At 69.6% G+C, this 12,433-nt stretch carries 12 protein-coding genes; 7 read left to right on the top strand and 5 right to left on the bottom strand.

What is annotated here, in order from left to right; genetic code table 11:
* Positions 1-204 precede the first annotated feature (204 nt).
* The 5 genes from DN069_RS02525 to DN069_RS02505 form a co-directional block, all read right to left on the bottom strand.
* Entirely contained in the window at positions 205-474 is a 270-nt protein-coding gene (locus DN069_RS02525; protein WP_111499088.1) for a hypothetical protein, read from the bottom strand.
* 81 nt (positions 475-555) lie between these two features.
* Positions 556-1,374: an SDR family NAD(P)-dependent oxidoreductase gene (locus DN069_RS02520; RefSeq protein ID WP_111499086.1), complete on the bottom strand. Its 819-nt coding sequence runs from the start codon at positions 1,372-1,374 to the stop codon at positions 556-558.
* Between the two features lie 198 nt (positions 1,375-1,572).
* Complete coding sequence (locus DN069_RS02515) at positions 1,573-2,043, bottom strand: nuclear transport factor 2 family protein (RefSeq protein ID WP_111499085.1); 471 nt, start codon at positions 2,041-2,043, stop codon at positions 1,573-1,575.
* Between the two features lie 76 nt (positions 2,044-2,119).
* On the bottom strand, positions 2,120-3,040 hold the full coding sequence (locus tag DN069_RS02510; RefSeq protein ID WP_111499083.1) for an MBL fold metallo-hydrolase: 921 nt from the start codon (positions 3,038-3,040) through the stop codon (positions 2,120-2,122).
* Positions 3,041-3,111: 71 nt separating this feature from the next.
* Positions 3,112-3,252: a hypothetical protein gene (locus tag DN069_RS02505; RefSeq protein ID WP_207892026.1), complete on the bottom strand. Its 141-nt coding sequence runs from the start codon at positions 3,250-3,252 to the stop codon at positions 3,112-3,114.
* Positions 3,253-3,343: 91 nt separating this feature from the next.
* Here DN069_RS02505 and DN069_RS02500 point away from each other — a divergent pair, with 91 nt between their 5' ends.
* The 7 genes from DN069_RS02500 (at position 3,344) to DN069_RS02470 (ending at position 12,352) form a co-directional block, all read left to right on the top strand.
* Positions 3,344-3,910, top strand: coding sequence for a TetR family transcriptional regulator (locus DN069_RS02500; protein ID WP_111499082.1), 567 nt, complete (start codon positions 3,344-3,346; stop codon positions 3,908-3,910).
* Between the two features lie 73 nt (positions 3,911-3,983).
* Positions 3,984-4,673: an NAD(P)H-binding protein gene (locus DN069_RS02495; protein ID WP_111499080.1), complete on the top strand. Its 690-nt coding sequence runs from the start codon at positions 3,984-3,986 to the stop codon at positions 4,671-4,673.
* A gap of 399 nt (positions 4,674-5,072) precedes the next feature.
* Entirely contained in the window at positions 5,073-7,043 is a 1,971-nt protein-coding gene (locus tag DN069_RS02490; RefSeq protein WP_243638851.1) for a DUF8189 domain-containing protein, read from the top strand.
* Between the two features lie 110 nt (positions 7,044-7,153).
* Positions 7,154-8,440, top strand: a complete 1,287-nt coding sequence (locus DN069_RS02485; RefSeq protein WP_111499077.1) for an ABC transporter substrate-binding protein — start codon at positions 7,154-7,156, stop codon at positions 8,438-8,440.
* Positions 8,437-9,378 carry a carbohydrate ABC transporter permease gene (locus DN069_RS02480; RefSeq protein WP_111499076.1) on the top strand — a complete coding sequence of 314 codons (942 nt, stop codon included), beginning with the start codon at positions 8,437-8,439 and terminating at the stop codon, positions 9,376-9,378. Before DN069_RS02485 ends, DN069_RS02480 begins: the two co-directional genes overlap by 4 nt.
* Positions 9,378-10,220, top strand: a complete 843-nt coding sequence (locus tag DN069_RS02475; RefSeq protein ID WP_111499074.1) for a carbohydrate ABC transporter permease — start codon at positions 9,378-9,380, stop codon at positions 10,218-10,220. The genes DN069_RS02480 and DN069_RS02475 overlap by 1 nt, the downstream gene beginning before the upstream one ends.
* On the top strand, positions 10,217-12,352 hold the full coding sequence (locus DN069_RS02470) for an alpha-galactosidase (RefSeq protein ID WP_111499072.1): 2,136 nt from the start codon (positions 10,217-10,219) through the stop codon (positions 12,350-12,352). The genes DN069_RS02475 and DN069_RS02470 overlap by 4 nt, the downstream gene beginning before the upstream one ends.
* Positions 12,353-12,433: the final 81 nt, after the last annotated feature.

Below are 12,433 nucleotides of genomic sequence, written 5' to 3'. Positions count from 1 at the left end.
AGTGAGGCGGGACTCCTCCGCGGCCGAGCCACCGAGCCACCGAGCCACTGAGCCACCGACGAAGGCCCGCTCCTCCCGTGCATTCTGCTAACCCTGGAGGGTGGCCGAGACCCTGGCGGCCCGACGTCGAGCGACCGAGGCTCAAGTGCCTTGGGACGACAGCGTTGTCGTGTCCACCGCATCTGGACGGGGCGTGACAGCGGTCTATCGAGCGGCCTGCGATCCGGTGACGGCCGCGAGGGTGTGCTGACGGGCGACGGGATTGGGTGGGTGTTCGCGCCAGCGGGTTGCGATGTGGCCGTCCGGTCGAACCAGGAGGGCGCCGCCGACCAGGTCGTAGAACAGTTCGCGCGGGCCGACGACGCGTTCGCGTGGTGACGCGCCGTGGGGGCTCGGTGGCTGCCACAGCCCGCGACGCACCCTCCGCCACAGGGTCGGTTGCCCGGTCGCGGAGGCGACGCCTTCGTCCCTCATCAGATGTCGGGTCCCCAGTAGCGGTGTTCGCGCGGCGCTCGGCCCCGCCGCCGGGTGGTGCGTCGAGGAGGCGTACGGCCGTCAGGTGCCGTCCGCGGAGTAGGAGACGGCCTCCCACCGCTTCCAGGCCTGCAGCCGCTGGCGGTAGACCTCCGTGACGATCTCGTAGGCGAAGCCGGACAGCGGCAGGCGCAGCGGCGGCTCGGCGGCGTCGACGGCCGCGAAGACCGCGGGGACGGTGACCTCGGGCCCTGGCTGCGGGACGGAGCTGAAGTGCGCGGCGATGGCGTCGCGCTGCGGCTGGTAGACCGGGTTGGGCTCGGAGTGGGATGCGGAGTCGCCACCCCAGTCGGTGGCGTAGCCGCCGGGCTCGATGAGGGTGACCTTGATGCCGAACGGCGCCAGCTCCTGGAGCAGGGCGTCAGAGAAGCCCTCCAGGCCCCATTTGGAGGCGTGGTAGGCGCCGAGGCCGGGGAAGGCGGCCACGCCGCCGACACTGGAGACCTGCAGGAAATGGCCGCTGCCTTGCTCGCGCAGGAGCGGGATGGCGGCCTGGGTCACCCACAGGGCGCCGAACAGGTTGGTCTCCAGTTGTGCGCGGACCTCCTGCTCCGTCAGTTCCTCGATGAAGCCGAAGTGGCCGTAGCCCGCGTTGTTGACCACCACGTCTACGCGGCCGAAGTGGCGGTGCGCCTCCTGGACGGCGGCGAAGGCGGAGGCGCGGTCGGTGACGTCGAGCGCGAGGAGCAGCAGGGCGTCGCCGTAACGTTCGGCGAGGTCCTTGAGGGAGTCGGTGTTGCGGGCCGTGGCAGCGACCTTGTCGCCGCGGGCGAGAGCGGCCTCCGTCCAGGCACGGCCGAAGCCGCGGGAGGTCCCGGTGATGAACCAGGTCTTGCTCATGGGGATGTGTCCTTCACTGTTGTGCGAGTCGGCGCCTTTGCCCGCGACGCCTGCTGGTCCCGCGGCCCGGGGACAGATCCACGCAGTGCCGATGCCGTCTCCCGGAGGGCGGCCCCAGCCGAGGGGACGGACTCCGGACTCGGGTCTCCCGCCCGCTCGTGGACGGCTGGGCGGGGATGGCGTCCCGGGGATTGGTGCTCAGGGGGAGCAGGGGCGGGTCTCGGTCCAGTCGACCATGAGGCGGCGTTCGGCGAAGTACCAGTTGCCGTCGGCCTGCTTGACGAACTGGTCGAGGTAGCGGATGGAGGCGATCATGATGGTGCGCTGCGGGGGCTCGTCGCGGGAGATGTGGTGGGCGAGGCAGTAGCTTTCGCCGGTGGCGCGGTCGCCGTCGAGAGTGACGGTGCTCTGGCCGTTGAAGTGGGTGGTGGCCTGGTAGGTGTTCAGGTTGTCGAACACCGGGGCCAGGGATTCGCGGCCGGTCAGTTCCTGGGTGGGTTCGGCGGCGGTGGCGTCCATGTACACGAGGAAGCGTGTGTCCTCGGTGAACAGGGCCATCTGACCTTTCGCGTCGCGGCGGTCGGCGCAGTGGGCGTAGGCGTCGACGAGCTCGCGGATGGCCAGCCGGTCGGCGGCTTCCTGCGGCGCGAGGGGCGCGTGGGGGGACATGGTTTCTCCATTCGTATTCGGGTGCTTCAAACCGGGTATCAGTGGTCAGGGCTTGGTAATCCGTACGGTATGAGGCTCAGTCAGAGCCGCTGGGCAGACGCGCGGGTTGGTCGTGCGGTGGCGGTACGGGGCGGATGGGGGTCCAGGTGTAGCCGGTGCCGGCCTCGGTGACGCGGCCGAAGACGCCATCGGTGAAGTGGCCGGCGGCGATGACGGTGTCGGGGCGCTTGAGGATGCAGTTGCGCACCTTCCGAGCCTGGGCCGGGTCGACGTCGGTGGAGAAGACGCAGGTCGGCTCGGCCATCTCCACCGGTGCGTGGAAGATGTCTCCCGCGATCAGCACCGACTCGGCGCTCGCGCCGGAGGGGTCGCGGACGACGACGGCCAGGTGTCCGGGGGTGTGTCCGGCGGTGTCCTCGACGGTGACGCCCAGTGCGACGGTGTCACCGCCCTGGACGAAGTCGACGGCGCCAAGCAGTGGCCCCAGCGTGGCCACGGGGTCGGGCCCGCCCACCTCATGGGCTCCTTCGCCGGTGGTCCAGTACTGCCACTCCGGCTCGGCCATCAGGTGCCGGGCACCGGCGAACGTGAGACCCCTGGGCGTATTCGCGCCCTGCCCGTGCAACGTCGGTGCGACGTCGCTGGTCCAGCCGATGTGGTCCAGGTGCAGATGGGTGTACACCACGGTGTCGATGTCCTCGGGGGAAAGCCCTTCCGCGGCGAGGCTCTCCAACAGGCGGCCTCCCTTGACGTGGGCCAGGCCAGGGATGTCCATGTCCAGGTCGCCGATGCCGAGGTCGACCAGGATGTTCCGGTCCCCGGTTTGCACGAGGAAGGCGCCGAAGGTGAGGACCAGGTGGCCGTCCGTCAGGGAGCCGGGGTGGGCCGCCCAGTCCAGGCCCGGCAGCATGGTGTCCGGGTTGTGCTCGCCCGACCCGTCGACGAGGTAGGTGATCGTGGTCTCGCCGAGGGTGAGGCGGTCGGCCGCTTGCGGCATTGCAGTGTCCTTTGTGTGATCCAAGAAGTGTTGGCCCGGCGTGCGCGGCCACAAGCCCGGGTGGTGTCGGGTCAGCCGTCGAGGGTGCCCAGGTGCTCGGGGGCGAGCGACTCCGCTTCGTCGGTCGTCCCGTAGAAGGCGCTCATGCCCATGCGGCCGAGCGTCTGCGCCCCCACGGTCAGGCCCTCATTGCCCAGCGTGCGCTGTTCCATCACGATCCTCCGAACTAACCGGATAGATACCAACGTAGATCCGCCTCTTCTGGGAGTCAACCAACTGGATAGTTAGTTGTAGGGTTGGTTCATGCCGCCACGCGATGCCAACGCCACCAAGACCCGACTGCTCGACGCCGCCTTCGCCGAGTTCGCCGCCTACGGCATCGCGGGCGCCCGCGTGGACCGCATCGCCGAGAACGCCGGGGCGAACAAGCGGATGATCTACATCTACTTCGGCAACAAGGAGCAGTTGTTCGACGAGGTGCTGCGGCGGGCGGTCGAGGCCGGTATCGCGGCCGTGCCGTTCGACGTCGAGGACCTGCCCGGCTATGCGGGAGCTATCTTCGACCACCTGGTTGCCCGGCGGGACCTCATGCGCCTGCGCCTCTGGAAGCTCCTGGAACGCCCCGACGCCGACGGGCTCGAAGCGGAGGCCTTCGAGGGCAAGGCCGCCAGCCTGGCCGAGGCGCAGCAGCGCGGCGACCTCGCCCAGGAGATGCTGCCCGACGACCTGCTGACCATGGTCCTGGCCGCGGCCCAGGCATGGTTCTGGGCCGACGAGGGTGGCCAGCTCCAAAAGCCGGAACGCCTGGCACAGCACCGCGCGGCGGTCGTCGAGGCCGCCCGCCGAATCATTGAACCCGCCGCCGACTGACGACCGATCAGCCGCCGCGCTGACCAAGCACAACCACCACCCGGAACCGAACGAGAACAGAAGGAGGGTCACGGTGAAGGTCATCCTGTTTGGCGCATCGGGCATGGTCGGACAGGGAGTGCTCCGCGCCTGCCTGGAAGACCCCCAGGTGACGGAGATCATCGCCGTCGTCCGCCGGCCACTGGGCCGGAACGAACCCAAACTCCGCGAGGTCGTCCACTCGGACTTCGCCGACCTGTCCTCGCTGGAGCAGGACCTGGCAGGGGCCGACGCCTGCTTCTATACCCTCGGCGTCTCCGTGGCGGGGCGAAGCCACGCCGAATACGAGCTGATCACTTACACCTACACCGTGGAGGCCGCCCGCGTGGTGGCCGCCGGCAACCCGCACCTGACGTTCGTCTACGTGTCGGGAGAGGGAACCGACAGCTCGGAACAGGGCCGCACCTACTGGGCCCGGGTGAAGGGGAAAACGGAGAACACCCTGCTGGCCATGGACATGCGCGCCTACATGTTCCGCCCCGGAATGATCCAGCCCCTCCACGGGGAGACGTCCGGCACCACCTGGTACCGGCTCTTCTACAAGATCACGTCCCCGCTCTACCCGCTGCTGCGTCGCGTGGTACCCCGCTACGTGACCAGCACCGAGCAGCTGGGGCGCGCGATGATCGCCACCACCCGCCTGGACGGCGCCGGACCGCACATCCTCTCCACCGTGCAGATCAATCACCTCGGGACTGAACATATCGGGCGAATGACCTCATAAGACAGGCCGCCGGCCTGGGATGACGCCGCATCAAATCGTTAATTACGAATTTATTCTTGACGTGAGGATGGGTGTCCGGCACTGTCTCTCTCACTCCCCGGACCCGCTCGGAAGGGGAGCTCCTTCAGTCGACGACGACGGAGATTCGAGGGCATGTCAGATACGTTCCGCGCAGAGAGTCGGCGCCTGCCTGGCGCGCGCCGGTGGGCTACTGCGGCCTTGGCCGTAGGAATGGTTGTCGCGACGGCGGTACAGGCCGAGGCCGCAGGCCACGGCACCGCAAGGTCCGCTTCGGCTTCCTCGCCCGCACGACGCTCGGCGGCCTTGGTCCACCACTCGGCCAGTGCCGCCCAGAGCTCACCCGCTTCCTACGACAGCGGTCTTGATCCGACGCCCTACATGGGCTGGAACACGTACTACGCCATCGGCGGCAGTCCGACCGAGAGCTCCGTGGAGAGCGTTGCGAACTCTCTGGTCAGCACCGGCCTGGCCGCGGCCGGTTACAACTACGTCTGGCTCGACGGAGGCTGGCAGGCATCCACGCCCCGCAACGCACAGGGACAGCTGGTCGCGAACCCGGCCGAGTTCCCCGACGGGATCGCCGCGCTGGCGAGCTGGCTGCACGCCCGCGGCCTCAAGCTCGGCATCTACACCGACGCCGGCGTCTACAACAGCGCCGACTGCGGCCTCGGGAGCGGCAACTACTACCAGCAGGACGCCGACCAGTTCGCCTCCTGGGGCGTCGACGCGATCAAGGTCGACTTCCTGTGCGGCATCGCCGAGGACATGAACCCGGGCCCGGCCTTCACCCAGTTCAGCCAGGCGATCGCGAAGTCCGGCCGGCAGATGCTGCTGGCCGTGTGCAACCCGCTGACCTCGGCCTGGGGCACGTCGAACCCCTCGGCCTACTACGCCTGGAACAACTACACCTTCGGCCCGACGATCGCCGACTCCTGGCGCACCGACACGGACATCGCCTACGGGACCCCGACCGCCGGCGAGTTCGCGAACGTCCTGCGCAACCTCGACGACAACCAGGCCCATCCGGAGGCCACCGGACCCGGCCACTACAACGACCCCGACAACCTGATCCCGATGCGCCCGCTCTCCGGCGGGGGATACGAACTCGACCAGACCCAGTCCACCGCGCAGTTCGAGATGTGGGCCGAGATGGCCTCACCCCTCGTGCTCGGCTCCGACCCGCGCACCCTGCCGCAGGCCATGCTGAACACCCTGGCCAATCCCGAGATCATCGCGGTCGACCAGGACCCGCTGGACGTCCAGGGCGTGGCGATCGCGTCCAGTTCCACCGGCACCGTGTACAGCAAGGTCCTGTCGGGCACCGGGCGGCGGGCGGTCGTGCTGCTCAACCGGTCGAGCACCGCGCAGAGCATGAGCGTCCAGTTCGCCCAGGCCGGGCTCAGCGGGAACGTCGATGTCCGCGACCTGACGGCGCGGGCGGACCTCGGCTCGTCCACGACGTCCTACACCACCACCGTTCCGGCCGACGGCACCGCGATGCTGCTCCTGAGCGGAACCGACGCACTGCCGGGGACCGCTCTGGGCGGCCAGGCGAGCGCCGATCCGGCCCTGGTGCACGTCAGCGACGTGAACTCCGCGGCATTCGTCCGCGGCGCGAACGGAGCGCTGCAGGAGCAGACCACCACGAGCTCGGGAGCATGGTCCGGCACCTGGACCTCTCTGGGGGGCCCGGTCGGTGGGCAGATCGTCGGACAGCCCGCGGCGTACGCGGCGTCCAACGGATCCCTCGACGTGTTCGTTCTGGGCACCGACTCCCACGCCTACCGCAACACCTACGCGAACGGCTCGTGGAGCGGCTGGACCTCTCTCGGCGGCAGCCTCGCCGACGCGCCGACCGTCGCCTACACCGGCCCGACCACCTGGACCCTGACCGGCACCGGCACCGACGGCCAGATCTGGACCCTCCCCGCCGGCGGCAGTTGGAGTGCCGTCGCCGCGCCGACCGGCCTGTCCGTCTACGGCCGGCCTTCCGCGGTGACCGACGGCACCACCACCTACATGGCGGTGCGCACCAACGACGACGCCGTCTGGATCGACACCTCCACCGCCGCCGGCCAGTGGTCGGGGTGGACGAGCCTGGGCGGCACGGTCAGCGCCAGCCCCACGCTGCTGGAGACCCAGGGCCGCGTCTACCTGTTCGCGCGCGCGTCGGACTACACGACCTGGGAGGACAACCTGACCTCCGGCTCGTGGAGCGGATGGTTCCAGCGAAGCGAGTTCACCAGCGACAACTACAACGGCTCCTTCGGCGCCGCCGCCGGTGACAACGGCTACGCGTGGATCACCTACCGCGGCATCGACGGACAGGTCCACCTCATCGAGCTGTGACGCGCCGCCCGGGCCGCTGCTCGCGCACGCGGCGTGGCCCGGGACCCGCGCGGCCTCACACAACCAGCCCCGCCTGAACCTCCCACCCTCACCCCCACCCGGGAGCACTCATGTCCAGCCACACCATTTCCCGTCGCGGCCTGCTGGCCGGGGCGGGCGCCATCGGCGCCGGTCTCGCGCTCAGCGGCTGCGCCACGACCACCTCGAGAGCCGGCTCGGCCCAGCAGGGCGGCGCGATCACCCTTCAGTCCGACCTGTCCTCACCGCTCGCCGAGAAGGCGATGCAGGCACTCGTCGCCGCCTACAACAAGCAGAGCAAGTACACCGTCAACCTCAACACGGTGGCGGCCACCACCTACCAGCCGCTGCTGCCGACCTACCTGACCTCGGCGAACCCGCCGGACATCTACACCTGGTACGCCGGCCACGACGCCGCCCACTACGCCTCCAAGGGCCTGCTGCTGGACGTGGGCGGCGCCTGGTCGACGATGGGCAACTACCAGCCCGCCCTGAAGGCCCTCAGCACCGACGCGACCGGCAAGAAGATCTTCGTACCCACCGACTACTACTGGTGGGGCGTGTTCTACCGCAAGTCCCAGTTCGCCAAGTGGGGCCTGAGCGAGCCCAAGACCTGGTCGGACTTCCTCAACGCGTGCGCGACCATCAAGTCCAAGGGCGTGACCCCGATCGGCCTGGGCGCCGGGACTGGCAATGCCTGGGTGGCCGCCGCCTGGTTCGACTACTTCGACATCCGGCTCAACGGCGCCGACTTCCACCGCGCGCTGCTGCAAGGGCAGCACAGCTTCACCGACCGCAGGGTCGTCGACGTGTTCACGACCTGGAAGCAGGTGCTGCCCTACTTCGACCCCAACGGTACGGCGGTCACCTGGCAGGAGGCGTCGAACCAGTTGCTCCAGGGCCAGACCGCCATGCTGCTGACCGGTACGTTCTTCGCCGATGCCGTGCCGAAGGGCTCGATCGACGACCTGGACTTCTTCAAGTTCCCGGTGATCGACCCCTCCGTCCCGGATGCCGAGGAGGCGCCGACCGACGGCCTCTTCGCGAGTTCCAAGACGCACAACGCCGCAGCCGTGCTCGACTTCATGACCTGGATGGCGACGCCCGCCGCGCAGAACCTGTGGACGGCGACCTCCTCCGGCACGGTCATCCCGGCGAACCCGCAGGCCACCGCCCCGTCGACGCCCCTGGTCCAGAAGGGCAAGGCGATGCTCGACGCAGCCGACCAGCTGACCCAGTTCTTCAACCGGGACTCGTCCGACGCCCTGCAGAACACGGCGAACACCGCGTTGATCAACTTCATCCAGAACCCCGGCCAGCTCACCTCGATCCTCTCCACCTGGCAGTCGCAGGCGGAACAGGTCTGGAAGACCGCATGACTCTCCTGCACACCCAGGCGCCTGTCGCGCCCGCGGCCGCCCCGCTTCGGCGCGGGCGGCTCCGCCGCGGCGGGCCCGCCCGCACGTCCCCGCTCATCCTCGCGTTCGTCCTGGTGCCGCTGCTCGTGGAGTCGGTCAGCGTGTTCTGGCCGGCGATCCAGGGCGTCTACATCTCGCTGACGAACTGGAACGGCGTGGACGCGCCGAGCTTCGCGGGCCTTGGCAACTACAGCCGGATGCTTCACGACCCGGTGTTCCTGAAGGCGCTGGGGAACACCGCGATCTGGCTGCTGCTCTTCGGAGGCCTGTCCGCCGCCGGCGGCCTGGGCTGCGCGATGTTCCTGCAGCGCGAGCGACGCGGCATCGCCGTCTACCGTGCCGTGCTGTTCCTTCCGGTGGTCTTCTCGCTGACGGCCACCGCGCTGATGTGGCAGACGCTCTACCAACCGACCGGCATGGCCAACGGTCTGCTGTCGGCGATCGGCCTCGGCGGCTGGCAGCACGCGTGGCTGGCGAACCCGAACACCGCGCTCTACGCCCAGATCCTGCCGGCCCTGTGGCGCGAGATCGGCTACGTCATGGTGCTGTACCTGGCCGGCCTCAAGGGGATCGACCCCGCCCTGTACGAGGCCGCAAAGATGGACGGCGCCTCGGCCTGGCAGCAGTTCCGTCACGTGACACTGCCTCAGCTGCGCGGCGTCAACGCGGTGGTGGTATCGGTGATCATCATCGACTCGCTGCGGTCCTTCGACGTGGTCTGGTCGCTGACCCAGGGCGGTCCGTTCAACTCATCGCAGCTGCTCAGTACTTACATGTATCAGACCGCTTTCGTGAACACCGACTTCGGTTACGGTTGCGCTCTGGCCGTCGCGATCTTCGTGCTCGCCTTCGGCGTCATCGTCAGCTATCTGGTCCGCGCGTTCAAGGAGAGCGACTGATGGCCGCCACCGCCACACTGGGCAAGCGGATGCGCACCATCGGCTTCCACACCGGAGCCAGTGCGCTCTCGCTGCTGTGGTTCCTGCCGATCGCACTGATCCTGGTGATCAGCTTCCGTTCCACCGACGACGTGCTGGGCAACGGTCTCAACGCCCTGCCGCACTCGTTCGCCCCGGGCAACTACTCGGCTGCCTGGTCCGGGGGCGGGATGCAGCAGGCGCTGATCAACAGTGCGATCGTGAGTGTCCCGGCCGTCGTGGTGACGCTGCTGCTGGCCTCGATGGCGGCCTTCGCCCTCAGCCGGTACGAGATACCGCTGCGTCGGACGCTGATCCTGGTGATGCTCGGCGGCAACCTGCTGCCCCCTCAGATCCTCCTGGTGCCCGTGGCCAAACTCAGCCAGGTGTTCGGTCTGTACGACTCCCTGCCCACACTGATCGCGGTGGAGGTGGGCTTCGGCCTCGGCTTCTACGTGTTCGTCCTGCAGGGCTTCATGCGCACGATCCCCGCCGAGATCCAGCAGGCCGCACTGATCGACGGCGCGGGGCCCTTCCAGATCTACTGGCGGATCGTGCTGCCGCTGACCCGCCCGGCGCTGGCCGCGCTCGCTGCCCTGTCGTTCACCTGGGTCTTCAACGACCTGCTGTGGCCGATCACGGTTCTAGTCACCCAGTCCAAGATGCCGGTGACGCCGGCGCTGCTGAGCCTGCAGGGCCAGTACGTGTCCTACTGGAACGTGATCGCCGCGGGCTCGGTCATCGCCGCCATCCCGACCGTCGCCGTCTTCCTGCGCTTCCAGCGCCACTTCATCGCCGGCCTGAACCTTGGAGCCGTCAAATGACCCACCTGACAGCACCCGACGAGACGAGCGCGGACACCGCGCGACGCTGGACGCTGCGCGCCGCGACGACCTCCTACACCGTCGAGATCGCGGAAAGCGGCGCGTGGGCCGAGCTGTCCTCGTGGGGGCCCATCGGCGTCGAGGACGGCCCCTCCCCGCTCGCCGGACACGGCCGCACCCCGTTCCGCACCGCGGCCGACGCCGCACCCGCCGAGTACCTGCCCACCGGGCAGCGGCCCTTCGGTGGCGCGGAACTGGACGTGCGTCGGCCGGGGGGCGAACGCGGCTGCTGGTGGTCCTTCGCGGGCGAGCGGGCGGGGGCGGACGGGGAGCTGCGGCTGGCGTTCGCCGACGAACAGCTCGGGCTCGAGGCCGTGCTGTGTTACGGCACCGTACCCGGCACCGATGTGATCCGGCGCTGGGTCGAGCTCGCGAACACCGGCGACGGTGACCTGCTGATCGGCCGGCTGGACTCGGCCGCAGTGAACGTCGCCGTGCCGGGCGGCGCCCGGCTGACCTATCTTGTCGGCCAGTGGGTCCAGGAGTTCCAGCTCGAACAGATCGACCTCGCCCGCGGCGGGTTCGCCATCGGCAGCACCCAGGGCGTCTCCGGCCAGGACTACGCGCCGTGGATGGCCGTGCAGGACGCCTCGGATCCTGACGGCCCGACAACGCCGACCTGGGGCGTGGCCCTGGCCTGGTCCGGGTCCTGGCACATCGACGCGCAGGTGGACGCGGGCCGGCTGCTGCGGCTGCGCGTCGGCCGCGAGCCACACGAGGGCGAGGTGCTGCTGCCCGCCGGCGCCACCTTGGCCACGCCGCAGGTCCTGCTCGCGTTCAGCCCGCAGGGACTGGGCGGCCTGGCGCGGGTCTGGCACGCGCACGAGCGGCTGGAGAGCAGGCCGCGCAGCCTACGACCGCGGCCGGTGCTCTACAACTCCTGGGAGGCCACCGGCTTCGACGTCGAGCAGGACGGGCAGCTGGAGCTCGCCCGGATCGCGGCCTCGATCGGCGCGGAACTGTTCGTGGTGGACGACGGCTGGTTCAGCGACCGCCCCGACGACACGGCCGGGCTCGGGGACTGGGAGCCGGACCCTGCGGCGTTCCCCGACGGTTTCGGTGCCTTCGTCGACAAGGTGCGCGGCCTCGGGCTCGGCTTCGGGCTCTGGGTCGAACCGGAGGCCGTCAGCCCGGGCTCCCGGTTGCTGGCCGAGCACCCCGACTGGATCTACGCCGTCGAGGGCCGCCCTGCCACACTGATCCGCAACCAGCTCGTCCTCGACCTCGGCCGCGACGAAGTGCGCGCGCATGTCCTGGCCTGGCTGCGCAAGCTGCTGACCGACCATCCGATCAGCTACCTGAAGTGGGACATGAACCGTCCGCCGACCGAGCGCGGACGCCCCGGTGACCCGCTCCCGCGCGCGGCCGACCTCGACGCCGCCCATGTGGCCAACTACCACCACATCCTGAGCACGCTGCGCCGCGAGCACCCAGACGTCCTGATCGAGGGCTGCGCGGGCGGCGGAGGGCGTGCGGATGCCGCTGCCGTCGCCGCGACCGACGTCGTGTGGCCCAGCGACAACACCGGTCCGCAGGACCGGCTCTCCATCCAGCACGGCTTCCTGCACGCCCACGCGCCCCACGTGATGAGCTCCTGGGTGACCGACTCCGCCGGGTATTTCGACACCCGGCCGCGCTCCCTGCGGTTCCGCTTCGTGACCGCCATGGCCGGCGCCCTCGGCATCGGCGCCGACATCAGGAAGTGGACGCCCACCGAGCGCGACGAGGCCGCCGAGTGGATCGCCCGGTACAAGCGGTGGCGCGAGACCCTGCACCAGGGTGAGGTCCACCTTCTCGGTGCTCCCCGGGACGCCACCAGCGGCGTGCAGTACTCCGCCCCCGACGGCTCGCACGAGATCGTGCTGGCCTGGAACAGCGGGACGCTCAAGGGGCTGCCGCTGCTACCCGGGCGCCCGGACCGACTGCGGCTGGGCGGGCTCGATCCCGCCGCACGCTACCGCGAGGAGGCCTCCGGCGTGGAGTACGGCGCGGTGCATCTGATGTCGGTGGGGCTCCCCTGTCCCTGGCGCCCCGATTTCGACGCCGATGCGGTTGTGCTGCGGCGATGCTGAACGTGCGCGCCGTCGTCGAGCAGGCTGGTACCGATCCGTCGTGCCGTCGTTTCAGGACGAGCCCAGTCTCCAGCAATGAGG

It is taken from the genome of Streptacidiphilus pinicola (assembly GCF_003258295.1).
GTDB classification, from domain to species: Bacteria; Actinomycetota; Actinomycetes; order Streptomycetales; family Streptomycetaceae; genus Streptacidiphilus; species Streptacidiphilus pinicola.
Note: the sequence above shows the minus strand (reverse complement) of the source record. Positions and strands in the feature narration are given on the sequence as shown.

Coding starts and splice junctions, on each gene's coding strand:
- DN069_RS02520 (WP_111499086.1), bottom strand. CDS start 1,374: ATGAGCAAGACCTGGTTCATCACCGGGACCTCCCGCGGCTTCGGCCGT.
- DN069_RS02515 (WP_111499085.1), bottom strand. CDS start 2,043: ATGTCCCCCCACGCGCCCCTCGCGCCGCAGGAAGCCGCCGACCGGCTG.
- DN069_RS02475 (WP_111499074.1), top strand. CDS start 9,378: ATGGCCGCCACCGCCACACTGGGCAAGCGGATGCGCACCATCGGCTTC.
- DN069_RS02505 (WP_207892026.1), bottom strand. CDS start 3,252: ATGGAACAGCGCACGCTGGGCAATGAGGGCCTGACCGTGGGGGCGCAG.
- DN069_RS02525 (WP_111499088.1), bottom strand. CDS start 474: ATGAGGGACGAAGGCGTCGCCTCCGCGACCGGGCAACCGACCCTGTGG.
- DN069_RS02490 (WP_243638851.1), top strand. CDS start 5,073: ATGGGCTGGAACACGTACTACGCCATCGGCGGCAGTCCGACCGAGAGC.
- DN069_RS02470 (WP_111499072.1), top strand. CDS start 10,217: ATGACCCACCTGACAGCACCCGACGAGACGAGCGCGGACACCGCGCGA.
- DN069_RS02500 (WP_111499082.1), top strand. CDS start 3,344: ATGCCGCCACGCGATGCCAACGCCACCAAGACCCGACTGCTCGACGCC.
- DN069_RS02485 (WP_111499077.1), top strand. CDS start 7,154: ATGTCCAGCCACACCATTTCCCGTCGCGGCCTGCTGGCCGGGGCGGGC.
- DN069_RS02510 (WP_111499083.1), bottom strand. CDS start 3,040: ATGCCGCAAGCGGCCGACCGCCTCACCCTCGGCGAGACCACGATCACC.
- DN069_RS02480 (WP_111499076.1), top strand. CDS start 8,437: ATGACTCTCCTGCACACCCAGGCGCCTGTCGCGCCCGCGGCCGCCCCG.